General features: G+C 72.3%; 22 protein-coding genes and 2 pseudogenes. 14 read left to right on the forward strand and 10 right to left on the reverse strand.

What is annotated here, in order from left to right:
• The first annotated feature begins 15 nt into the window (after positions 1–15).
• From BTM25_RS07725 to BTM25_RS07745, 5 genes are all read left to right on the forward strand, one after another.
• Positions 16–336, forward strand: a complete 321-nt coding sequence (locus BTM25_RS07725) for a hypothetical protein (RefSeq protein WP_103562012.1) — start codon at positions 16–18, stop codon at positions 334–336.
• Between the two features lie 205 nt (positions 337–541).
• Positions 542–1,924: an esterase/lipase family protein gene (locus BTM25_RS07730; RefSeq protein WP_103562013.1), complete on the forward strand. Its 1,383-nt coding sequence runs from the start codon at positions 542–544 to the stop codon at positions 1,922–1,924.
• Positions 1,921–3,861, forward strand: a complete 1,941-nt coding sequence (locus BTM25_RS07735; protein WP_103562014.1) for a hypothetical protein — start codon at positions 1,921–1,923, stop codon at positions 3,859–3,861. The genes BTM25_RS07730 and BTM25_RS07735 overlap by 4 nt, the downstream gene beginning before the upstream one ends.
• Complete coding sequence (locus BTM25_RS07740) at positions 3,858–4,796, forward strand: AAA family ATPase (RefSeq protein WP_103562015.1); 939 nt, start codon at positions 3,858–3,860, stop codon at positions 4,794–4,796. The genes BTM25_RS07735 and BTM25_RS07740 overlap by 4 nt, the downstream gene beginning before the upstream one ends.
• Positions 4,793–7,891 (forward strand): SAV_2336 N-terminal domain-related protein, encoded by a 3,099-nt coding sequence (locus BTM25_RS07745; protein WP_103562016.1) that lies wholly within the window; start codon positions 4,793–4,795, stop codon positions 7,889–7,891. The genes BTM25_RS07740 and BTM25_RS07745 overlap by 4 nt, the downstream gene beginning before the upstream one ends.
• 229 nt (positions 7,892–8,120) lie before the next feature.
• Here the strand turns inward: BTM25_RS07745 and BTM25_RS30275 are convergent.
• A pseudogene (locus BTM25_RS30275) lies at positions 8,121–8,300 on the reverse strand (helix-turn-helix domain-containing protein); the annotation flags it as partial.
• Positions 8,301–8,346: 46 nt separating this feature from the next.
• Positions 8,347–8,661 (reverse strand): hypothetical protein, encoded by a 315-nt coding sequence (locus BTM25_RS07755; protein WP_205647987.1) that lies wholly within the window; start codon positions 8,659–8,661, stop codon positions 8,347–8,349.
• A gap of 303 nt (positions 8,662–8,964) precedes the next feature.
• On the opposite strand from BTM25_RS07755, the gene BTM25_RS07760 reads away from it, so the two are divergent.
• From BTM25_RS07760 to BTM25_RS07770, 3 genes are all read left to right on the forward strand, one after another.
• Positions 8,965–9,774 carry a DUF5753 domain-containing protein gene (locus BTM25_RS07760; RefSeq protein WP_103562018.1) on the forward strand — a complete coding sequence of 270 codons (810 nt, stop codon included), beginning with the start codon at positions 8,965–8,967 and terminating at the stop codon, positions 9,772–9,774.
• Positions 9,771–9,953 carry a DUF397 domain-containing protein gene (locus tag BTM25_RS07765; protein WP_103562019.1) on the forward strand — a complete coding sequence of 61 codons (183 nt, stop codon included), beginning with the start codon at positions 9,771–9,773 and terminating at the stop codon, positions 9,951–9,953. The genes BTM25_RS07760 and BTM25_RS07765 overlap by 4 nt, the downstream gene beginning before the upstream one ends.
• 236 nt (positions 9,954–10,189) lie before the next feature.
• Entirely contained in the window at positions 10,190–10,381 is a 192-nt protein-coding gene (locus BTM25_RS07770; RefSeq protein ID WP_103562020.1) for a DUF397 domain-containing protein, read from the forward strand.
• A 195-nt stretch (positions 10,382–10,576) separates the two neighbouring features.
• On the opposite strand, the pseudogene BTM25_RS07775 reads toward BTM25_RS07770, so the two are convergent.
• Positions 10,577–11,514: pseudogene (locus tag BTM25_RS07775) on the reverse strand (IS1634 family transposase).
• A 128-nt stretch (positions 11,515–11,642) separates the two neighbouring features.
• On the opposite strand from BTM25_RS07775, the gene BTM25_RS07780 reads away from it, so the two are divergent.
• Positions 11,643–11,999 carry a VOC family protein gene (locus BTM25_RS07780; RefSeq protein WP_053731577.1) on the forward strand — a complete coding sequence of 119 codons (357 nt, stop codon included), beginning with the start codon at positions 11,643–11,645 and terminating at the stop codon, positions 11,997–11,999.
• 3 nt (positions 12,000–12,002) lie between these two features.
• Here the strand turns inward: BTM25_RS07780 and BTM25_RS29895 are convergent, their stop codons facing one another.
• Together BTM25_RS29895 and BTM25_RS29900 are read right to left on the reverse strand one after the other, a co-directional pair.
• Complete coding sequence (locus BTM25_RS29895) at positions 12,003–12,293, reverse strand: alpha/beta fold hydrolase (protein ID WP_051792828.1); 291 nt, start codon at positions 12,291–12,293, stop codon at positions 12,003–12,005.
• A complete protein-coding gene (locus BTM25_RS29900; protein ID WP_205647988.1) occupies positions 12,293–12,757 on the reverse strand; it encodes an alpha/beta fold hydrolase in 465 nt (154 codons plus the stop codon). The genes BTM25_RS29895 and BTM25_RS29900 overlap by 1 nt, the downstream gene beginning before the upstream one ends.
• A 247-nt stretch (positions 12,758–13,004) precedes the next feature.
• Here BTM25_RS29900 and BTM25_RS07790 point away from each other — a divergent pair, with 247 nt between their 5' ends.
• The 3 genes from BTM25_RS07790 to BTM25_RS07800 all read left to right on the forward strand — a co-directional run bounded on the left by BTM25_RS07790 (position 13,005) and on the right by BTM25_RS07800 (position 15,205).
• Positions 13,005–14,027, forward strand: coding sequence for a pentapeptide repeat-containing protein (locus tag BTM25_RS07790; RefSeq protein ID WP_146059003.1), 1,023 nt, complete (start codon positions 13,005–13,007; stop codon positions 14,025–14,027).
• Positions 14,028–14,081: 54 nt separating this feature from the next.
• Entirely contained in the window at positions 14,082–14,438 is a 357-nt protein-coding gene (locus BTM25_RS07795) for a hypothetical protein (RefSeq protein ID WP_103562022.1), read from the forward strand.
• Positions 14,439–14,731: 293 nt separating this feature from the next.
• The gene (locus BTM25_RS07800) at positions 14,732–15,205 is read left to right on the forward strand and encodes a 3'-5' exonuclease (protein ID WP_205647989.1); all 474 of its coding nucleotides are present in this window, start codon (positions 14,732–14,734) and stop codon (positions 15,203–15,205) included.
• A gap of 421 nt (positions 15,206–15,626) precedes the next feature.
• Here the strand turns inward: BTM25_RS07800 and BTM25_RS07810 are convergent, their stop codons facing one another.
• The 4 genes from BTM25_RS07810 to BTM25_RS07825 form a co-directional block, all read right to left on the reverse strand.
• Entirely contained in the window at positions 15,627–16,292 is a 666-nt protein-coding gene (locus tag BTM25_RS07810) for a pentapeptide repeat-containing protein (protein WP_103562024.1), read from the reverse strand.
• A gap of 70 nt (positions 16,293–16,362) precedes the next feature.
• A complete protein-coding gene (locus BTM25_RS07815; RefSeq protein ID WP_205647990.1) occupies positions 16,363–17,571 on the reverse strand; it encodes an alpha/beta hydrolase family protein in 1,209 nt (402 codons plus the stop codon).
• 189 nt (positions 17,572–17,760) lie between these two features.
• The gene (locus BTM25_RS07820) at positions 17,761–18,729 is read right to left on the reverse strand and encodes an amidohydrolase family protein (RefSeq protein ID WP_205647991.1); all 969 of its coding nucleotides are present in this window, start codon (positions 18,727–18,729) and stop codon (positions 17,761–17,763) included.
• Positions 18,726–19,415, reverse strand: coding sequence for an SDR family NAD(P)-dependent oxidoreductase (locus tag BTM25_RS07825; RefSeq protein WP_103562025.1), 690 nt, complete (start codon positions 19,413–19,415; stop codon positions 18,726–18,728). The genes BTM25_RS07820 and BTM25_RS07825 overlap by 4 nt, the downstream gene beginning before the upstream one ends.
• Before the next feature lie 68 nt (positions 19,416–19,483).
• Here BTM25_RS07825 and BTM25_RS07830 point away from each other — a divergent pair, with 68 nt between their 5' ends.
• The gene (locus tag BTM25_RS07830; RefSeq protein WP_103562026.1) at positions 19,484–20,059 is read left to right on the forward strand and encodes a TetR/AcrR family transcriptional regulator; all 576 of its coding nucleotides are present in this window, start codon (positions 19,484–19,486) and stop codon (positions 20,057–20,059) included.
• An 8-nt stretch (positions 20,060–20,067) separates the two neighbouring features.
• A complete protein-coding gene (locus BTM25_RS07835; protein ID WP_235828286.1) occupies positions 20,068–21,054 on the forward strand; it encodes a zinc-binding dehydrogenase in 987 nt (328 codons plus the stop codon).
• Here BTM25_RS07835 and BTM25_RS07840 read toward each other — a convergent pair.
• Positions 21,051–22,781, reverse strand: a complete 1,731-nt coding sequence (locus tag BTM25_RS07840) for a hypothetical protein (RefSeq protein WP_103562027.1) — start codon at positions 22,779–22,781, stop codon at positions 21,051–21,053. The two genes, BTM25_RS07835 and BTM25_RS07840, sit on opposite strands and share 4 nt — an antisense overlap.
• Between the last annotated feature and the right edge of the window lie 11 nt (positions 22,782–22,792).

The raw sequence follows: 22,792 nt of genomic DNA on the forward strand, positions 1-22,792 counted from the left end.
ACGACTCTGGCGCAGGTGTATCCCGTGCTTCTGCTCGCGCTGCTCTGGGATTCGCGCTACCTGGACGGCCTGCGCGAACAGGAGCGCCGCAGCCGCGCCGAGGACCCGGTGGACGGCGTCCATTTCTGGACGAAGGCGCGGGTGCGCGTCTACACGATCGTGCTCGCCTTCCTGCTCGTCTGCGGGCTCGGCGCGTGCGTGCTCGGGCTGGCCGGGCTGTTCGGCGACAGCGCCGTGCTGCGCGGGGTTCTGGCGGGCACGCTGGTCCTCGCGCTGGTGACGTTGCTGGTGCGGGTGTTCGGCGAGGTCGTGCGGGCGACGCGCGACTCGTCATGATCATGAGTTGTGCGGAGTAATACCTTTTCCGTTGTGCCGGGATGTGCTCTCGTCCCGTTCTGGACGCACGATCCGGCGGCATTGTCTCCGTCCGTTCCGGTCACGCCGACTTTACGGTTACTTTACGATCGAACGGACGGGAACGGCCGACGGCCCGGGCCCGTCCGAAGAAGGAAAGTCCCGGCCTGCGACGGGGGTGTCCGGAGTGACCGAGCACAGGACGCGGCGGCCGATGCCCTGCCTGCTGGTGGTCCTGCCCGGCATCGGCGGCAGCGCGCTGCGCACGGCGGACGGCACGGTCGTCTGGGGCCTCGCCGCCGCCCGCAACCCGGTCCGGGTGCCGGGGCTGCTCGTCCCGAAGGGCGCCGACCTCGCCGACCCCGGCTACCGCGACGGCATCGAGCCCTACGACCTGCTCGCCGCCCCCATCCCGGCGCTGACGCGCCTCGCGGGCGCCTACACGCGGCTCCGCGCAAGGCTGGACGCGAGCTACGAGCTGGACCCGACGTCCAACTACCTGGAGTTCCCCTACGACTGGCGCCGCCCGGCCGCCTACAACGCCGAGCTGCTCGGCGACGCCATCGAGGCCCGCAGGCACGGCGACACGAAGGTCGTCATCGTCGCGCACAGCATGGGCGGCCTCATCGCGCGGCACTACCTTCAGAACGACGACCGCGCCGTCCACTGCGCCCGCGTCATCACGCTCGGCACGCCGCACCGGGGCGCGGTGAAGGCGCTCGGCTACCTGGTGAACGGCGTCGAGATCAAGCACCTGCCGTTCGCGGTGCTGGCCGAGACGCTGCGCCGCGTCCCGTCGCTCTACGAGCTGCTGCCGCTGTACCCCGTCGTGGCGGACCGGCGCGCGGGCGTCCGCCCCCGGCTGCGCCGCGCCGGGAACCTCGCGGCCGCGCTCGGCCTGGACGCCGATCTCGTGGAGCACGGCGCGGCGTTCCTGCGCGACCTGAACGTCGAGCACGAGTTCGCGCGGCGGCTGGACGCGGTGGCCGGGTTCGGCGCGCGGACGACGCCGCAGCAGGCGACGCTGCACAGCCTGCACGCCCGGCGCGTGCTGCGCGTGTCCGGCGGGACGGACCTGCTCGCCGCCCACGAGGACGGCGGCGACGGGACCGTGCCGGTGGTCTCGGCGCGTCCCGGCGGGGCGGCCGGCGTGTCCGTCGGGTACTCCGACCAGACGCACCAGGGCGTCGTGAGCGCGCCGTCGGCGCTCCGCACGCTCGTCCTGATGATCGACGCCGTGCTGAACGACCTGGAGCACGACCCGTTCCTCGGCGCGGCGGACCGTCCGGGCGGGGATCCGGGCGCCCCCGAACTGGCGCTGCTGGTGGACGTGGACGACTACTACCCGTCCGGCGAGCCCGTCGTGATCGGCGGCACCGCACGCGCCTGGGGCGGCGGACGCAAGCTCTGGGCGCGCCTCGGGACGAACGCGGCCCGTCCGGTCGCGCTCGCCGAGGACGGCACGTTCACCGCCGACCTCGGCGCACCCGCGCCCGGCGTCCACCCGCTGGCCCTCGCCGACGACGCGGACGGTCCCGCGCTGCTGCGGGACGTGGTCGAGGTCGTATGAACGCGTGGTCGTGGTGGTCGGGGGAGCCGCAGCGCTTGGCGCCGCTCGTCCTGACGAAGTGGTTCGCCGGGAAGGCGCTGATCGCGGTCCCGGAGCGGCCCGCGGCGGCGGCGGAGGCGCTGTGGCGCGTCCAGAACCTCTACGAGAACCTGCGCGCGGAAGGGATCCTGCCCGCCGAGGAGCCGCCGTCGTTCGACGACCACTGGCAGTTCGTCCGCGACCCGGTCGCGCTCGTCCACGGCGAGCGGCGCGGCAACTGCCTGGACCTGTCGCTGATGTTCGCGGGGATGTGCGGCGCGGCGCGGCTGCGGCCGGTCATCGTGCTGCTGCGGCGTCCGCAGGGCGCGCACGCGCTCGTCGTCGTCCCGGACGAGACGGACAATGCCGCGCTCAACGCCGCCACGCGACCGCTCGGCATCGGCACCGGGATCGCGCGCGACGACGACTACGACAAGCTCGCGCTGCTGGACGCCCTGGACCGCAAACAGGCGCACGCGGTGGACGTCCTCGCCGTCACCGACCCCGAGGGCGGCGCGTCGTTCGCGACCGCGCTCACCCGGGGCCGCGCCGAGATCGCCGCCACGAGCGACGAGCGCGTCACGCTGGTCGACCCGCTGTACTACCAGCTCAACGGCATCTTCGGGCAGGAGGAGCTGGCGGAGGACCCCGGCGGCGGCGCCGAGTTCGACCAGTCCGTGGCGAACGTCTACGCGCACCGCCTGGTCGTCGCGCCCGAGCGGTGGAACGCCTGGAACCTCAAGCGCGCCCTGATGCGCCCGGAGGCGGGCGGCGAGGCCACCCGCGAGGCCCTGCTCACCGCGCTGGACGCCAAGGCGCCGCTGCGCGCGGCCGGGGGCGGGCTCCTGGACGCCGAGCGCCTGCGGACCGTCTACCTCCGCACCGTCGGGCGGCACCCCGAGTACACGTCGGCGGACGTCCTGCTGGTCGAGGCGGCGTCGGCGGACGCGGACCGGGAGGTCCCGCGCGGCCTCGTCCACTTCGTCCTGGGCGTGGCCGCCGAGAACGGCACGGGCGTCCAGGACCCGGCGATCGGCGCCTGGGTGGACCGGACCGGCTACCTCCGCGCGGACGCCGAGACGTTCGCGCGCGACTACGCCGCCGAGCTGGCCGACACCCCGCACTGGGCGCTCATCGACTTCGGCGAGGAGAGCAACCGCCCCGACGGCGAGCTGGACTGGACGTCCCGGACCCTCAGCGTCACCGTCGAACCGTCCGTCGGCGACGTCCCCGGCCGCCGGTACGCCTCCGAGGACGACCTGGAGGAGGCGTTCGCCGACCTGGTCGCCGACCTGCGCCGCAAGGTGGCCAAGCACCGCCTGGTGGTCGACCTGGTGCTGCCCCGGAAGTTGCTGGACCGGCGCATCGAGCACTGGAAGGTGATCCCGTACTGGCCGGAGAAGAAGCCGGTCAGCGCGCTGCACGAGCCCCGGCTGCGCTGGTGGTACCACCTGCGGACCGAGGAGGGCCGCGAGGTCCAGCGGGCGCGGGAGCGGCTGGTGGGGGACCAGGCGCCGCTGCTGGCCGTCCCCGCCGAGCACGCCGCCGACGACGGCGCGCTCCAGACCTGGCTGTACCGGGAGGAGGCCAGCCGCGCGCCGTGCCTGGTCGGCGGCTGGGCCGGGGACGCGTGCGATCCGCTCACCCGGATCCTCGGCAACGGCCACGGCTACGTCCTCTGGTACGCCGACGAAGAGGGCGCATCCGCGGCCCGCGTGACCGAGATGTCCGAACGCTGGAAGAAGCACTCGGCGCTGGGCCGGGACGACGGGCTGCCCGAGCGTCTCGTCGCGTTCCTCGCCCCCGCCGAGAAACCTTCGGTCATCTGGAACAACCTGAACGGCCGGGGAGGCGTCAGAATGGAGGACGGGGAGATCGTGCGAGGACGGCTGCAAGGCCCGGAGAAGAGGCGCGCATGAGCGGCGACGTGCCGTGGCGGATCTTCACCAACTCCGGCCTGCCGCCCGCCGACGGCCGCCCGGTGACGCTGCCGGAGGTGCCGCGCTGGCGGACGCCGAAGCCGGTGGACGGCGAGCCGTGGGAGTTCGTCCTGCCCGAGGGCCTGGACCACGTGGTGAACGCGGCGCTGCACCTGCGGCGTCCGCTGCTGCTCACCGGCCCGGCCGGGTCGGGCAAGTCGACGCTGGCGTGGCGGCTGGCGGAGGAACTGGGGCTCGGGCCGCTGCTGAAGTGGCACATCACGTCCAAGAGCGTCCGCGACGACGGGCTGTTCCAGTACGACGCGCTCGGGCGGCTGCACGAGTCGCAGCGGCAGGGCGGCGGCGATCCGAAGATCGGCGACTACGTCACGCTCGGCCCGCTCGGCACCGCGCTCGCCGCGTCGGACCGGCCGCGCGTCGTCCTCATCGACGAGATCGACAAGAGCGACCTGGACCTGCCCGGTGACCTGCTCGACGTGCTGGAGAACGGCGAGTTCACGATCCCGCCGCTGGCCCGCGTCCGCAGCGCCGAGCCGTTCCGGGTCGTCGGCGACGACCAGGGCGAGTACGAGATCCCGGCGAGCGGGGTCGTGAAACGCAAGCACTTCCCGGTCATCGTCTTCACGAGCAACCAGGAACGGACGTTCGCGCCGCCCTTCCTGCGCCGCTGCGTGCGGTTCACGATCGGCAACCCCGACCGGGACGCGCTGGTCGACATCGTCAAGGCCCACCTCGGCGCGGACGCGACCGGCGACGAGGCGATCGACTCGTTCGTGGAGCGGCTGGAGCGCGGCGAGACCATCGCCGTCAACCAGCTCCTGGACCTGCTGCACCTGGTCACCGGCCAGCCGCTCGGCCCGGCGGCGGAGAAGGTGCTGCGCAAGTACCTCACCAGCGACTTGACCGGGCCGTGAACGACCGGCTGGTCCGGGCGCTCGCCGACGTCAAGCTGGCGGACGGCGAGCGGCTCAGCGTCCGGGAGATCTGCGACGTGCTGTGGCTGTGCCGCAACCCGCCGCCCCCCGACGACCCCGGACCGGCGCCCGACGAGCCCGAACAGCGCGACGTCCCGCCGCCCGACGAGCCCGACGCGCCGCTGACCGGCCCGAGCGGCACGACCGACGGCACCGGCGCGAACCTCTTCCGTCCGGCCGACCGGGCCGAGGGGGCCGTGCCGGACGCCCCGGCCGCCGGCCGCGTCGCCCTGCGCACCGCCCCCGAGCTGCCGCGCGGGCTGGACATCGCGCGGTCGCTGCGCCGGTTCAAGCGCGTCACGCGTCCCGGCCCGCCGGAGATCGACATCGACGCGAGCGTGGAGGCGATCGCCGAGGCGCGGGTGTTCACCGTCCGGACGCACCGGCCCGAGGTCCGCGTCCTGGACCTGTCGCTCGTCGTGGACGCCGGGTCGTCGATGCGCGTGTGGGGCCGGACGTTCGACGCGCTGGAGGCCGTCCTCGCGCAGGTCGGCGCGTTCCGGACCGTCACCCGGTGGGAGCTGCGGCTGCGCGGCGGGGACGTCCGGATCGCCGACGCGGGCGGCGCCGAGCACCCGCCCGGACGGCTCGCCGACCCGTCCGGCTCGCGGCTCGTGCTCGTCGCCACGGACGCGGTCGGGGACGGCTGGTACGACCGCGAAGGCTGGGAGGCCATCGGGAACTGGGCGGCGCAGATGCCGACCGCGCTGCTCCAGATGCTGCCGCGCCGCTACTGGCCCGACACCGCGCACGGCGCGCCCGGCTACGGCGTGCAGGCCAAGCATCCGGGGGCGCCGAACTCGGCGTGCGTCGTCCGGCATCCGCCGTGGGTGCCCGACCGGGACGATCCGCTGCTGCCCGTCGTGTCGCTGGAGGCGGGCGCGCTGCGGCGGTGGACGGACGCCGTCGTCGCGGGCACCGGCTGGGCGGACGCCGTGCCGCTGCCGAGCCTGCCGGAGACCGCGCGGCCCGCCGTCGCGAACCGGGCGCTGACGCCGGACGAGCGGGTGCGGGCCTTCCGGCACCGGGCGTCGCCGGGGGCGCGGCGGCTGGCGGAGGTGCTGTCGGGCGCGTCCCGGCTGGACCTGCCGCTCATCGCGGCGCTGCAACGCGACCTGGTGCGCGGCACCGGGCTGGAGGAGCGGGCGGAACTGTTCGTCGGCGGGCTGCTGGAGGAGATCGAACGGGACGTCTACGGCTTCCGGCCCGGCGTCGCCGAACTGCTGCAACGCGGCGCGACGGCGTTCGAGCGGTACGACGCGCTGAACGCCGTGTACGCGCACGGCGTCCGGCAGGGCTACTGGCCGGGGACGAGCTTCGACCACATGCTCGCGCTGCTGCGCGACGACGCGGGCCTGGACCGGCTGGACCCCCGGGCGCGGCCGTTCGCGGTGTTCGCGCGCGACTTCGCCGTCCGGCTCGGCCTCATGGCCGCCGAGCGGCGGGACGCGATCGCCGCCACCGGCCCCGGGCCCGGCCTCGGCACCGGCCCCGGTCCCGCCGTCGAGGCCCCGGCGCCGACCCGTCCGGAGCGGGTTCCGTCGCCCACGCCTGCCGAGCCCGGCGCCGAGCCGCGCCTGACGCGCGAGGAGTTCCGCGGCACGCTGGACGAGCTGATCGCCGGCCTCGGCGACACCCCGCTCACCCTGTTCGAGCTGGGCGGCACGGGGCTCGCCGCGCACGGCGTCCGGCGCGACGCGGCGGGCACCCCGCGCCACGCGATCGAGTCGTCGCGCTGGGACGGGTCCGTCCGGACGGTCTGGCCTCCCGGCTGGTCGCCCGGCGACGGCGCGTTCGTCCTCGGCACGACCGGCGCGCCGCCCGACCTGCTCACCGCCCTCACCGACACGGCCCTCGGCCGCGCGGACCCGCCCCGCGACCTCGGCGCCGTCGGCCTGCGGGCGGTGATCGCGCCCCGCGTGAGCGTCGCGTCGACCGTCCGGGAGGCCATCGCCGCGTCCGCGATCACCCAGCGGTACGCGCTGGTCGTGCTGCGGCGGCATCCCGAGACCGGCGAGCTGGAACTCGACCAGCTCCCGCTGTTCGAGCCCGGCGCGCGGCGCGGCGACATCACGGGCCGGACGGTCCGCTGCGAGCCGGGCGGGCCGCGCGGGGTGGTGTTCGCGGTCGTGGCCGTCCGGGACCGATCGCCCCGGCTGCTGCACAAGGACGCCGCGTTCCTCCCGCCCGGACGGCACACAGTGACCGCGCTGCTGCGCCGGCCCGGCCGCGTCGGGTTCTCGACGCAGGACGGCCCGCTGAACCCGGCGCCCGACGACCGGAGCTGGCGGGAACTGGTGGCGTCGGTTCCGAGGTCGTTCAACCCGCCGCCCGGCCCGGTGCACCTGGTGTGCGCGGTGGAGGTCAGCGGCCCGGCGGACACGGTCGCGGCGCGTCTGGAGGCCGTCCGGGACGTGGTCACGGCGCTCGCCGAAGCCCTCCAAGGTCGGGCGCTGGTGTCGGTGGTGGCGTACGGCCGCCACACGTTCGACCGGTGGCGGCGGGACGAACGTCCAGTGTCGGTGCCCGCCTGGTCCGTCCCGCCTGCGGAGGCCCTGCGCGCCCTGGCCCGCGTGCGGCGCGATGCGGGGGACGCGGGCGACCGATCCGCCGCGATGGCGGAGGACATGCTGCGAACCGTCGCGCGCCGCGTCACACCAGGCCCCGGACGGTCGGCGCTGCTCGTCGTGGGCGCGTCCCCACCCCACCCGCCGCGCACGGACGTCCGGTCACAGATCCTCCCGTGCCCCGAACGCATCGATTGGCGACGCGAACTCGGAGAGCTCAGCGCACGCGGCATGCGCCTGGGCGCGATTGGCGACGCCCCGGCCCAGTTCGCCGCCGAACGAATCCCCCTGGTGGCCAACCCCGGCCCGCCCGAGACCGGCGCGAAGACCTACGCGACCGACGTCTGGCGCACCCTGTCCCCGGACGCGCAGACCTGGCTGGGCGCCGTGGACGCCCGCCGCGTGGTCGCCGAACTCGGCCTGCTCCCCGCCGACCTGCTCCCGTTCCCACTGGTGGAAACCGCCTGACCCGGGACTCGGCACAGGGGAGAGCCCGGCATCCCCCTCGGGATGCCGGGCTCTTTCCGTTGGGTGTGGGTCAGCCGAGTCCGTCGCGGACGGCTTTGATGAGGGCGGTGGCGTCGCCGTCGAAGTAGTCGCGGATGACGGCGTTCAGGACGGCGCGGGCGCGCGGGTTGGGCCTGGGCACGGGGTCGGGGTCGGCCGCGGCGGCGGGGTCGGGCGCGTTGCCGGCCTGGAGGAGGTTGTGGATCTCGGCGGCGTGGTAGCGCCGGTGCCCCGACGGCAGCGTGATCGGGTTGAGCGTCCCGGTCCGCGCCCAGCGGGTGACGGTCTTGGGGTCGACGCGGAAGAAGTTGGCGACCTCGGCCGGGGTGTAGAGGGTCGGCTGCTGGGGCTCTTCGGGCTTTTTGGTCATGGTGATGGGGTTCCGGTTCTCGGTCTCGGTTTCTGTTTTCGGGGACTTACGGGGCGGTCGCTTCCGGCGGACCGCCCTCCCCGACCGGTCCGCCGTTACCCGACCGCCCGGCCAGCCGCGCGGCCTTGCCGTCCTCATGCGCCATCAGCGCTTTGAGGCTTTTCAGATCCAGCGCGACGACGACGTAGAGCAACCCGGCCCGCTCCTGCTCGTGGGTGAGCGGACGCCGCAGGCTGCACTTCCACGTCCCGTCGAGCGCGATGTAGGGCCGCATCCACCGGCCCTCGGGCTCCCGGTACCCGGGCAGCGGCTCACGGTGGTCGATCCGCAGGATCTCCGGACGCTTCTCAGGGTTGCTCATCGCGTCCTCCGGTGATGGCCACGCCTCCAGCGCCGGACGACCGGCATGGACAGATAGGTCACCAGCCCCGTGATCACACCAATGCCCGCCACGGACATCACAATGGCGATCTCGATCGCCGTGACGACACCTTTCGATTGGCCCATAACGGCCCCTTCCCGGAAGCTATGCCCGGATTGTTCCGAGTGCCGCCTCACCTGTCGTTGTTTTTTCCCGAACGGTTCCCAGGGTGGACCTCTGCGAGGTACTTTGCCTAGGCGAAATCCTTGGCTTCACCCCCCAGAAGAACGCGGAGCGTGTGGGATGGCGAACCGACGGGAGTTGGATCCCGACCGGAACATGTACGACTGGGCGGCCTACGAACTGCTCAGACTTCGCAAGGTTCACGGAGCGTCACACCGGGTGGTCGGCGAGATCCTTCGGAAGGATCGGACGCTGTTCTCCAAGATTGAGGCCGGTGAATCCCGCCTCCAGGAGGAGGACGCCGACAGGCTCGACGAGATTTGGGAGACCGGCGGCCTCCTTGGGCGAATTATCCGATGGGCGAAGTCTCGCCACTCCTCCGAGTGGCGGAAAGATCGGGCACGACGGGAAGCCCACGCCGACCAGATCTGCGTCTGGGCGCCTGGCTGGGTGCCCGCACTCGCCCAGACGGAGAACTACATTCGCGCGAAACTCACCGAAAGCGGTCGGCGGAACGTCGACGCGGCCCTTCGGGAGGCGCTTGATCGTCAGGAAGCGCTCAATCGGAGTCCGCGTCCTCTCGTCTGGCTCTACCTGGACCAGGACGCGCTGGAGCACCCGGTTGGCGGGCCGGAGGTCATGCGCGAGCAGCTCGCCAAGCTGCTGGAGCTGGCGGAGTCTCCGTCTTGGGCGGTACGCGTCGTCAGCCGCAACGCGGGCGGTCACGTCGGCCGGGACGGTGGGTTCGACCTGTACAGCGTGGGCGGGACCGCCTCCGCATACACCGAGGCGCTCGGGCCGGGCCGACTGGTGATCGACGCGTCGGAGGTGGACCAGTATCAAGTATGGTTCCGCCAAATAGGCGACGTCGCCGAGAGCCGGAGCGCGTCCATCGCTCTCATCAAGGCGATCATGGAGGAATATCGATGATCCAGTGGCGCAAGTCCAGCCGCAGCGAGGGCAGCGTCAACGGCGCGTGCGTTGAGCTGGCGGGCTTGTCCGGTGTCGTCGGCGTCCGTGACTCGAAGAACCCGGACGCCGGGCACCTGACCCTCCCCCGGGAAACGTTCGCCGCGCTCGTCGCGCACGCGAAGGACGCCCGCCCCTGAGGCACGTCCACCAAGAACCCCCGGCACGCCCCGCGAGCCGGGGGTTCCGCACACCGACGGCCAAGCACGGCCGTGCGGCCTAAACACCGCCGCACCGCGGCACACATGCTCAACGTCCCGGCCAGCCGACCATCCGCAGCCTCGACGGCCCACCCCCGGCCCCCTGAACCACACGCACCGCGAATGAATCGCGTACCAGCAACCCATAGGTCCCAGCAGGCAGTGGAAGGACTCGGATGACACCCCTCACATGGCAGAAGTCCAGCCACAGCGGAACGGGCGGCTCAAGGTCGGACTGCGTCGAAGTCGCACCGCTCACGCGCGCCATCGCAGTTCGCGACTCGAAGCGCCCCGACGCCGGACACCTCACCCTGACCCCCGAAACGTTCGCCGCCCTCCTGACGCGCGCCAGGAACGCCCGCGCATAAAGCACGTCCACCCGAGAACCCCCGGCAAGCCCCGACGAGCCGGGGGTTCCGCGCATCACCACCCGCTAGTCCGCGGGGCCGCCGCCAACTCACCGCCGCCCGCGCGTTACAGACCGGACGCGGCATTGCCACTGATCGCGGCATCGTGAACGGCGGGCGCGGTGGCCGCGTCTGAGGGTCCTGACTTGGCTCAAATTAGTGCGCACCGCGGTCGTGGATGCGGGTGAGGGCATCGCGGAGGTCGTCGGGTAGCGGGTCGACGGCGGTGAGGGTGTGCTCGCCGGCCTGGATGTTGATGGTGCGGTAGCGGCGGGTGGTGCGCACGAACTTCTTGATCGACCAGCCGGTGGTCTGCTCGATCCACCTGCTGACGGCCAGGGCGGCGAACACGACCGTCAGGTGCGCGTCGATCGACTCGCGCTTGTGGTGGTCTCGCCCCGGTTGCCCTCGAACGCGTTAACCATCAACGGAAACCCGCTTGCGTCGGTGAGCAGCCTGATCGTGATCTGCGGCTCCAGGCGGCGTTCTTTGGAGAGCCCGGGCTCACGGAACCCGTCCCCGGCATCGGTCGCGAAGTACAAGGTGGACAAATCGTAGAGAACCAGTGACGCCGGCCCCAGATCAGCGGTGCGGGCGCACGCCGCGGCCAACTTCTGCCGCCAGGACTCTTTCGCGAACGCGGGCAGACGCCGCTTGAGGGTCGCGTACGCCGGCGGGTCGAAACCTGCCTCCTCGACCACCCGCAGACTGTCCAGCTTGCTGGTCGGCTCGACGATCCGTGCCAGCACCAGTAATCGGAACACCTCGTCACCACCGGCGGCCTCCTCGAACCCCAACAGCTGGTAGGCGTGGCCGAGCGCGTCCCACAGGTACCCCATCCGCGACGACGTGATCGCAAGCGGCCCACCACCAGCACCACTGCCGGCCTGCAACGCCGCGAAGTCCGGGCCAAAGTCGAGCTCGGGCTGCCCCACAGCCAGACGCTGCCTCGCCACCGCCTTGAGCGCCTCCAACGCCGCATCGTCATGCGCCGAGCCGATGTGCTCGATGTCCCGCGACCCGCGACGCGAGGAGTGCACGATCTGCACCGCCCTGGCCCCCGACGCCGTCTTCACCGTGCGCACATACGCCACGAGAGACAGCCTGGAACCGGCCGCTTAGTGCGCAGATTTTCGCCGTTCACACGACGAAACCGCAGCTCAACAGCCAGCACACTACCCAATATTATCGATCTTGAGCCAAAGTCAGGTAAGGTGACGGAATGGTCATGCGGGTGGCGGTTCCCGTGCTGCCGTGCCGAGATGTGCAGGCAGCGCGGTCGTACTTCACAGACGTGCTCGGATTCGACACCATATTCACCTGGGAGACCCCACCTAGCTACGCGGCCGTGATCCGTGACACCGCCGAGTTCCACCTGTACGCCGAAAGCAGCGTCGGCCCGGCCAGAGTGACGGTTGTCGTCGACGACGTCGATTCCTGCCACGACGAGCTGCGCGCCCGCGGCGCCGACATCGTCGAGCCACTGGCTGACCGGCCCTACGGGATGCGCGACTTCAACGTACGGACACCCGATGGGCACTTGTTGATCTTCAGCCAGCCGCTTACCGAGTACGGGTGACCATCAGCGGACCAGCCGGAAGAATGACCGGACCTCGTCGACGAACAACGCCGGCTGCTCGAACGCCGCGAAGTGGCCGCCCTTGCCGGGCTCGTTCCAGTACCGGATGTTCGGGAACCGGCGCTCCGCCCACCGCCGAGACGGGCGCTGCAGCTCCTTGGGGAAGACCGAACAGCCGGTGGGTACGGTCACCGGCGCGCCGGCCGACCCGGAGATCCATTCGTTGACCTGCCGGAGGCTTTCCCAGTACAGCCGGGCGGATGAGGCACCGGTGCCGGGCAGCCAGTAGAGCATCAGGTTGTCGAGCAGCTCATCCCGGGTAATAACCCGATGCAGGTCGCCACCGGAGTCGGTCCACGACCAGAACTTCTCGACGATCCAGGCGCAGAGGGCGGCCGGCGAGTCGACCAGCCCGTAGCCGACCGTTCGGCACCGGTGAGGTCGTCCAACGTGGCCGGATCGGGCGGTGCGCGCGGCGGCATGAGATGGATGCCGGCGACCCGATCGGGTTGCCGTTGACCGATGCTCGTGGCGATGCTGGTGCCCCAGTCGCTGCCCTGGGCGCCGAACCGCCGGTAGCCGAGCCGGGCCATCAGCTCGCACCACGCGTCGGATATCCGCTCGATCCCCCACCCCGGCGCGGCCGGCTTGTCGCTGAAGCCGTAACCGGGAAGCGATGGGCAGACCCCTGGAACCGGCCGCTTAGTGCGCAGATTTTCGCCGTTCACACGACGAAACCGCAGCTCAACAGCCAGCACCCTACCCAAGATCAGCGATCTTGAGCCAAGTCGGGTTACAGACCGGACGCGGCATTGCCACTGATCGCGGCATCGTGAACGGCGGGCGCGGTGGCCGCGTCTGAGGGTTGTGGGCGAGGTGGCGCCGAGCGGCGCGCAGGGGCGTGTGAGGCGGGGGCTGGAGCCGGTACGGCGGCGCTGGGTACAGGCGCGGGCTCGGCGTGAGGGCAGGCCGCTGCGCGTGCGGCCGTTGGCGGCGGGATTCTGGATGCTGGCGGCCGCGGGGGCGGCGGCGTCGACGATCTGGCTGACCACCTCTTGGCTGCTGGACGTCGCCGACGACGCCCCGCCCGGCACCGATCGGGCCAAGATCCGGGTGGAGGCGGTGCGCACCGGCTTGGCCGCCGGCGGCGGGGCGGGCGCAGCGGTCGGGTTGATGCTGGCGTTCAGACGGCAACGGCACGCCGAACTGGTGACCGCGCTGGGCCAGTTGGACGCGGCCGAGCGGCGGATCACCGAGCTGTACAACGCCGCCGCCGAACAACTCGGCTCCGACAAGGCACCAGTCCGCCTCACCGCGCTGTACACCCTGGAGCGGCTGGCCAACGACAACGAGCGACACCGACAAACAATCGTCAACATCATCTGCGCCTACCTGCGCATGCCCTACACCCCACCCCCGACCAACCCTCCCGACCCCCAGGAAGAACACCGCGAGAGGGCACGCCGCAACGCTGCCCGCTATCGCGCCGCCCGCGACAACAGGCCACCTCCGATCGAACCCGCCCCCCACGGCCCAGACCCCCGCGAAGAACACCAGGTCCGCCTCACCGCCCAACGCCTCCTCACCACCCACCTCCAGCCCGCCGCCGAACACCACTGGTCGGGCATCTCCCTGGACCTGACCGGCGCCACCCTCACCGACTTCACCCTCACCAACTGCACCGTCCACCACGCCGACTTCTCCCACGCAACCTTCTCCGGGACCACCTGGTTCCACAAGGCGACCTTCTCCAGGACCGCCTTGTTCGACGCGGCGACCTTTTCCGGGAACGCCTGGTTCAACGCGCTGACCTTCTCCGGGGACGCTGGGTTCGAAGAGACGACCTTCTCCAGCAACGCCTCGTTCAGCGCGGTGACCTTCTCCAGGGACGCTGGGATCAAGATGACGTTGGCTACCGTGGTGGATGCTGCCGGCAGGCATGCGCCGCCGCCGGGCTGGCGAATCGAGCCGACCGAAGGGGGCGCGGGCTGCTTCGGTCGAGTTCCCGCGCCCCTGAACGGCTCCTGAGCACTGCTCCACCGGAAGGTGGTGCGGCGCTGTTCGGCCACTACAGTCGCGGCCATGGCGAGACCCCAGCTGCGAGCTGTCGACGAAGCCGGACGGGCCGTGGACGATCCGACCAGAGACGCCCTGCACGACCTGCTGGCCGACATGACCCTGCGCAACCGGTTCGTGATCCTGGAACGACGAGACCGGGAACCCGCAGGTCATCACTACATGCAGGCGTACCTGAACGACGACATGACCTACCAGGTCGAATACCGCGAAGGCAGCGACGACAAGCACTTCCAGGCCCACTACGCCCCAAAGCCCTTCGAGATGTTCGGCCCAGGCCCCATAGCCGAAGCAATGCTCGCCTGGGCGCACGACCGCCAAGGCTGGCAAGAAGCCATGCCCTGGCACCCAAAACCCCACTAACCAACCCGCCACCCAGCCCCCAACGCGCCGACACGGGCGGGCGCCGATCGGCTGGCGGCCACAGCCCGGCGAGGGAGACCCCGCATGACCCGCGACTCGGGCACCGCCGCGAACGAGACGCCTGACGACGCCGAGGAGGGCCGGAGCGACGATCTTCGGTCCAAGGACGTGACGGCGCCGTGGCGGGCTTATCGCTACGTCGCGGTGGACGTGGAGGGGAACGGGCAACGCCCGCCGGATCTGGTGGAGTTGGCCGCCGTCCCGATCGACGGGGGACGATCGGGGCGCCGCGCGTGTGGCTGGTCCGTCCGCCCCGGCCGATCACCGCCCTGGCACGCCGCTTTCACCGGATCGGCGACGCCGACGCGGCCGGTGAGCCGAGCGTCGGCGAGGTCGCGCACGAGATGCGCGCCGCGCTGGCCGGAGCGGTGCTGGTCGCGCACAACGCCCACGTCGACATCTCGGTGATCGGACGCGAGCTGGGCTACGCCCCCGCGTTCACGATCGACACGCTCAAGCTCGCCCGGCGGTTCCTGCCGGGGGAGAAGTCCTACAGGCTCGGCGCGCTGGTCGAGCGCTTGGACCTGGCGGGCCGGGACGCCGGACGACCGGACATGAGAGCGCACCGCGCGGCCTACGACGCGCTCATGTGCGCCCGCCTGCTGCGCGCGCTAGCCGCTACCGCCGCGAACCCGTCCCTGCGAGACCTGCTCGCCGACCCACCTCCGATACGTCCCGAGGACACTGATGCTCCGCCCCTCTTTTGACCGCTGGAAAGGCCTGTTCGTTTCGGTGGACAGCCCGTCCGGCGTGGGCGAGATAGTTGTGCGACCGCTATGTGCCCTCCGGGCTGGTCGTGCGACGCCTCGACGGAGTGGCCCTGCTGTGGGCGCTGAACGCCGCCGCCGACCGTACCGACCTGGCCGTGTTGTCGACCCCGACCCCGAGGTGACCGCCGCGCGGCTCGCTGCCCGAGAACCGCGCGACCGCTTCTAGACCACACCCGGCTCCAGCCGCGCCAAGACGCACCTCTATCGCCGAACCTGCGAACGACTCTTCCAGCCCGGATACGACGTCCTGCGCGTCGAGATCGGCGCCCGCACCCCCGATCAGATCGCCGCCCGCATCCAGCGCGTCCCACGTCCCGACGCTCGGGCCGATGCCGATCGGGGGCACAGCGGGGCTGGGCTAGTGCTCGATCGTGATTCCTAGTGCTGACGCCAGGGCGTCGAGGAGGCCCATGGCGTCGGCGCCGGCGACGATCGCGCCGTCGAAGCTGGTGACGCCGCGCACGCCGTTGAGATCGCAGCCGGAGAAGCGCACGTCGTTCATGCTGGCGTTGCTGAACTGGGTGGCGACGAGTTTGCAGCGCTCGAACCGGACGTGGGCCAGTTCGGCGTTCTGAAAGCTGGCTTCCGACAGGTTGCAGTCGCGGAAGACCACGTCGCGCAGATGGGCGAACCGGAAGTTGGCCATGTCGGCGCGGCAGCCGTCGAACACCACGTCGCGCAGTCCGGCTTCCGGGAGTTGGAGGCCGGTCATCCGGCAGTTGGTGACGGTCGTAGTGAACATCCTGGAGTTGAACAGGCGGGCGTTCGCCAGGTCGGCACCGCTGAATTCCACGTCGGCGAAACCGGCCCTGTGCAGCGTGACCCCCGAGAACCAGGTCCGCTCGAACCGGCAGCGCTCGAACTCGGGGTCTTCCGCGCCGTTCCCGATGATCGTCACCGGGCCGTAGGCGACCGAGAGGTATTTTCCGTCGTGCTCCACGTTCACGTCGGCGTCGGTCGCCGGTGCCAGGGTCTTCGGAATTCTCGGTGCCTTGGGTTCCCGGAGCGGGTGACCGGTGCGCATGCGGTGACCTTACAGTCCGCCCGTGCGGCGAGCCGCCCTAGTGGCTCGCCGCGTGGGCGGGGGGCGGTGGTCATTTCAGGGTCAGGAACCAGCGGACGATCGCGGCGGTGCCCGCCACGTTGGAGCCCAGGTGCCGGGAGCCCTGGTAGTTCCCGGTTCCCAGGTCGATGAGGGGCACCTGCGTGCCGAGTTGAGTCCGGCACGTGGTGCTGTTGGCGTTGACGGCCTGCTCGTCGTTCCGGCTGAAGTAGAGCCGCGTCGGGGCCTTGGGCGTCCATTGGCATGTGCCGTCCAGGACCTTCAGGGCTGCGGCGAAGCGCTCGGGCGGGTCCGTGAGCAGTTTCAGCCCGTAGGGGGTGAGGAGGTCGCCGATCGTGCCCGGAGTGGAGTTGAACAGTTCTTCGCCAGTGTGGGTGCCGTCGAATAGCTGCTCGATGGTCTCGTCGTAAGGACTCTTGAAGACCTGTGCGGGGGAGTCGTACAGGTGGTGGAGCCGGTTGAAGGCGACCAGCAGGTAGGCCGCGTACAGCGTGCCGGATTTCGGTTCTACCCCGCCGTTGAGCAGCGCTGGGATTTCTGCCGTCCGGAAGGCGTATCCGCCGCTGATGGGGGCGAGCGCGCCGAGCCGGAACCACGGGTCGGATCCGTTCTGCAAGGCCCGGCCCAGTGCGGTGGCGGCTGATGCGCCCTGGGAGAACCCGGTCACCAAAACCTTGCGGTCGAGTTCGCGGCCGTGCCGCCGGGCGAAGGCGCGGCTGGCCCGCAGCATGTCGACTGAGGCGGTCACCTCCGAGGGCACGTTCATCCATGGGTGGACGCCCGGTCCCAGCCCGAGGCCGAGGTAGTCCGGTTCGGCGGCGGCGAAGCCCGCCGCGCCGTAGGTGAGGGCGGGCGCCGGGGCGAATCCGTCGCCGGTCGTGGACGGCGCGTCGCCCTTGTAGCTGGTGGTGCCGTGGTCGTAGGAGACCGTCCGGAGCCGGTGCCGTCCGGTGCGCGGCAGGACGAACAGTCCGCTCGCCGTCGTCGGCCGGCCGTGCGCGTCGACCGTCCGGTACACGAGCCGGTAGGTGTCGACGCCGTTGCGCACCGAGGCGTGCTCGTATCCGGCGGCCGCGAGCTGCCCGGCGACCTGGCCGGACGAGAGGGTCCGCAGGTGCTCGGCGGAGACCAGGGCGCCGCGGTGCGGTCCGGCGGCTGCGGACGCGGACGCGGAGGCGAGCCCGGCGCAGAGCGCTGCGGCTGTCACCACGGCGGAGGTGCGGAGGAGTGCGTGTGCCATCGGAAGGCGCCTTTCAAGCGGGTTCGGATGTCGTTGATCCTGATCGGAGCCGGATCGACGGCACATCGCCCGCGATGACCATCCGCCGCGCGGGACCTGAGAGGGAGCCGGGTTCGTCCCCGGGTCCCACCGCCGACGCGAGCGGGCTCGGCGGGCGGCGCCGTGGCCGCGCTCGCGGTCGTGCGGCGGTCAGAGGTCGAGGTCGAACAGGGTTGCGGCGTTGCGGGTCGTGAACAGCGGACGGTCGCGTTCGGGAAAGACGTCGAGGAACGCGGTGATCTCGTCGCGGGTCGGGTGCTGGAACGGGTAGTCGGTGGAGAACAGCAGGCGGTCGGGAGTCGTCACCGTCAGGACGTGGCGAAGTTTCGCGGGGTCGAGCATTCCGGACGCCGTGACGTACACGTTCGAGCGGACGTACTCGGACACGGCTCGCGGCAGGCCCGCCGCACGCGCGAGACCGTCGGCGCGATCCAGCCAGAACAGCAGCAGTTCTCCCCAGTGGCCGAGGATCAGTTGCAGGTCGGGATGGCGGTCGAAGGTGCCGCGCACGATGAGCCGCAGGGCGGCGGTGGCGGCGTCCACGTGCCAGCCCCAGCCGAACGTGGCGAGGGCGAGGTCGGTCGTGGCGTCGAACCCCCGGTACAGCGCGTCGCGGGTCGCCTCGGACGGCAGTTGCGGGTGCAGGAAGACCGGCTGCCGCAGCCGCGCCGCCGTCGCCCACAGGTCGTCGTAGGCGGGGTCGTCGAGGGTCAGCCGTCCGGCGTGGCCGTAGACCATCGTGCCGACGTGACCGAGGTCGGCGGCGCGGCGGAGTTCGTCGGCCGCCGCGCCGGGCGCGGACAGCGGCAGCGTCGACAACGCCCGGAACCGGTCCGGGCGGCGCGCGACGGCCGCCGCCGCGGTGTCGTTGGCCGCGCGGCTCAGGCGGACGGCCTCGTCGGGCGGGAGCGCCTGGGTGCCGGGCGGCGTCAGGGCGATGACCGAGACGTCGATGCCCTGCTCGTCCATCGCGGCGATCCGGCCGTCGGCCAGGTCGGTGAGGCGCTGCTCGTGGTCGCCGAACCGGTTGAGGGTCAGGCTGTCGTCGCGGCCTTCGAGGGCCGCCGCCAGCTCGGGGAGCATCCAGTGCTCCTCGATCGCGACCAGCGGTGACGTCACCACGGCAGCGTCTCGCCGCGGTAGTCGAGGAACTGGAGGCCGCCGCGGCCGTGCTGGGCGTCGATCACCCCGGCGAGGCGCGGGATGCTCTCCTCGACGGTCAGCACGGCGTCCGGGCCGCCGAGTTCGGTGCGGACCCAGCCGGGCGCGGCGAGCAGCAGGGTGCGCGGGTCGTCCCGGTGGCGCGCGGCGTAGCTGCGCATGAGCTGGTTCAGCGCCGACTTGCTGGCGCGGTAGATCTCGAACTCGCCGCGTTCGTTGTTGGCGATGCTGCCCTGCCCGGACGACATGACGGCGATCGTCCCGTCCGCGCGCACCAGGTCCCGCAACAGCTCGACCGTGCGCATCGGGCTGAGCGCGTTGGTCGTCATGACCTGGGAGAACTCGTCGGGGTCGACGTCGGCCGGGGTCTCGTAGCGCCCGTTGGTGATGCCGGCGACGACGAACAGCAGGTCGAACGCGCGGTCCTTGAGCCGGTCGCGCAGTGACTCCACCTGGGCGCGTTCGGTGATGTCGACGTGCTCGATCTCCAAGTTCGGGTCGGTGAGGTCGTGCAGCGGCGTCGGCCGCGAGCCGCGGACGGTGGCCACGACGTGCGCGCCGCGCGCCAGGTACTCCTGCGCGAGGGCGAGGCCGAGGCCGCGCGAGGCGCCGATCAGCAGGACGGTCGGGTGCGTGGTGGTCATGCGGTTCCTTTCGCTCATCATCTGTTGAGCGAAACTAGCACATCGCTCAACGGCTGTAGAGTGAACGTATGGCGGAACACACCGGACGCGCCGCCAAGCGCGCGGCGACGGCGCGGCGCATCCTGGACGCGGCGCGCGCCGAGTTCGCCGAGCACGGCCTCCAGGCGACGACGGTGCGGTCCATCGCGCGCCGGGCGGGCGTCGACCCGTCGCTCGTCCTCCAGCACTACGGCTCCAAGGACAAGCTGTTCGCGCTCGCCATCGACCTCGGCACCGAATGGCCGGGCGAGGACGTCCCCGCCCACCTCGCCCGCGTGCTGGACGTGCGCCTGGACGAGCCGTCGCCGCAGGTCCGCGCGCTCGTCCGGTCGATGCTCACCGCGCCGGAGGCCACGTCCGCGATGAAGGCGTTCCTCGACGACCGCACGCGCAATCTCGCCGCCACGACCGACGACCCGGACGCCGACCTCCGCGCGGCCCTCACGGTCACGTCCATCCTCGGCCTGGTCGTCGCGCGGCACTTCCTGCGCCTCGACGCCCTGGCCGACATCTCCGACGAGCAGGTCGAGCGGATCGTCCGTCCCTGGGCCGGCGCGTCCCTGCCCGACGCCCCCGGGAATGCGGCCGACGCGCCTTCGTGTTGACCGGACTCGTGACGACCACGATGCGCGCGATCCAGCTCACCGCCCCCGGCCCTGTGGACGACCTGCGGCTGACCACGCTCCCGATCCCGCCCGACCGGGACGGCTGGGTGCGCGTCCGCGTCGAGGCGTTCGGCGTCAACCGCTCGGAACTCAAGCTGCGGCTGGGGTTGAGCGTGGGCGTCACGTTCCCCCGCGTGCCGGGCATCGAGGCCGCGGGCACGGTCGACGCGGCCCCGCCCGGCAGCGGCCTGGTCCCCGGGCAGCGGGTCGTCGCGATGATGGGCGACATGGGACGCACCTACGACGGCGGGTACGCCGAGTACACGTCAGTGCCGCTGTCCCAGGTCATCCCCGTCAACACCGATCTGCCCTGGGAGGTGCTGGGCGCCCTGCCGGAGATGGTGCAGACGGCCTACGGCTCGCTCACCGTCGGCCTGGACCTGCGCCCCGGCCAGACCGTGCTGATCCGCGGCGGGACGTCCTCGGTGGGCCTGGCCGCCGCCGCGCTCGCCGGATGGCGCGGCGCGACGGTGCTGTCCACCACCCGGCAGCCGGACCGTCTCGCGTTCCTGAAGGAGCGCGGCGTTCACCACCCGCTGCTCGACACCGGGGACGTCGCGTCCGCCGTCCGCGCGCTGTACCCGGACGGCGTCGACGCCGCCCTCGATCTCGTCGGCACGCCGACCCTGCCCGACACGCTGCGCGCCGTGCGCGTGCACGGAACGGCCTGCTTCAGCGGCAGCCTGTCCAACCAGTGGACGATCCCGGACTTCTCCCCGAACGAGTACCTGCCGCGCGGCGTCCGCCTGGCGGGCTACTTCGGCGACGCCGCCGACCTGCCCCGCGCGGACTTCCAGGAGATCCTGGACGCGGTCGCGGCCGGACGGCTCGCCTTCCCCGTCGACCGCGTCTACCACGGCCTGGAGCAGGTCCGGCAGGCTCACGACGACATGGAGAACAACCGGGCGACGGGCAAGCTCGTCGTCCGGCTCTAGGAGAACACCCACCAGATCAGCAGGCCGACGACGCCGAGGATCGCCAGCCCGAGCACGGCCGCGACCGTGCAACTGATGGCCAGTTCGGTCGTGGTGAGGCCCGGACTCGGCTCGTCGACGGCCGGGGTCTCGTGCCGCGCGGGCTCGTCGTTCGGGGGCTCGGCGGCCTCGCGCAACGCGGGGTGGGACGCGGCGGCGGGGTGTTCGAGGACCTCGCGGCGCTGCTCGTCCGTCAGGGACGGACGGCCGTAGGCCGCCGACAGCAGGTCGCGCAGCACCCCGACCTGCGCGCGGTGGTCGCCCGCGTGCCGGACGGCGACCGCGTCCGCCAGGTAGGCGTGGGCGCGCAGCGCGGCCTGGACGGCCCCGGCGTCCGAGCGGCGGCGCGACAGGACCTCCGCCAGGACGCGGTCCACCTGGGCGTGCGCGTCCGGGTGCGCGGCGACCCACGCGACGAGTTCCGCCGCGTCGGCCCGCCGGACGATCTCGCGGACGCCGCCCCCGCCCGGCCGGTCCCCGAGCAGCAGCGCGACGTCCAGATCGACCGCCGCGTGCCGGACGATCGCCGCGACGAGATCGGCGGACGGCTCCCCGGCCGCGTCCAGGATCCGCGCGACGTCGGCGCGGGTCAGCGCGGGCCCGTAGGCGAGCAGCAGGACGGCGTCGTGCAGGTCGGCGCGGACGTCGGACGGCAGGGACCGCGCCGACAGCAGCCCGCGCGTCTCCACGACCTCCCGGTGCAGGTCGCGCGCCTCGGGGCCCCACGTCATCAGCGCCTGCCGCGACAGCCGGGGCAGCCGCTCGCGCAGCACCCCCCACCGCCGCCGGTCGATGGCGTCCGCGCAGGCGGCGAGCGTCGCGGCCACGTCCGCCGGACGGCCGTGGACGGCGTGCTCCAGCCGCAGCAGCGCCTCGTCCGCGCCGTCCCGGAACGTCAGCGGGCCGGTGCTGCCCGCCAGAGCGCCGATCACCGACGTCAGGTCGGACGCCTCGCGCAGCATGTCGAGATACCCGGCCGCCGCCTTGCCGAACGGCGGCGGCGTCGCGCCGTTCAGCACGACCGTGTGGAACCCGGACGGCCCCGCGCCGCTGAACGACAGCCGGATGCGGTGCCGGGCCGTCCCGCTCGTCCACGTGGACGCCGACAGCGACGTCCGCATCCCGTAGGGGAGCAGCGCGGCGACCGTGTCGAGGAACCGCAGCCGCGTGCCGAGCGACAGGACGGCGTCGGGGATGACGCAGACGGGCGTCCCGGTGAGCAGCAGCGCGGCCGTCGCGCGGGCCTGGTCGGTGACGCGGACGCCCAGCTCCTCGGGCCGCAGCCCGGCCAGCTCGACGCTCAGCGGCGCGGACCCGTCCGGCGGGAGCGGCACGCCGGCGAACCGCGCGTGCAGTTCCTCGTAGGAGACGGGCGTCCCGCCGAGCGCCGCGTACGGGACGCAGAACAGCCGGACCGTCGCCGTCCGGCGGCCGTAGCGGTCCTCCTCGGCCGACCACTCCTGCCGCGCCAGCGTGAGGTAGGAGCGGTCGCCCGCGCCCGCCCACGCCACCGTGACCTGCGGCAGCTCGTCGGGCGTGCCGGTGTCGTAGCGACCGACGATCTCCGCGAAGTTCTCCGGGCCGAGCCGCCCGGCGCTGCACGCGAGGACGCCGTCGCGTCCCGTCTCGGGCGAGCGGCCCCACAGCGCCCACTCCACGTCGACCCGGACCGGGGGGTTCTCGGGCATGCGGCCACCTT

Source organism: Actinomadura rubteroloni, from assembly GCF_002911665.1.
Taxonomy (GTDB): domain Bacteria; phylum Actinomycetota; class Actinomycetes; order Streptosporangiales; family Streptosporangiaceae; genus Spirillospora; species Spirillospora rubteroloni.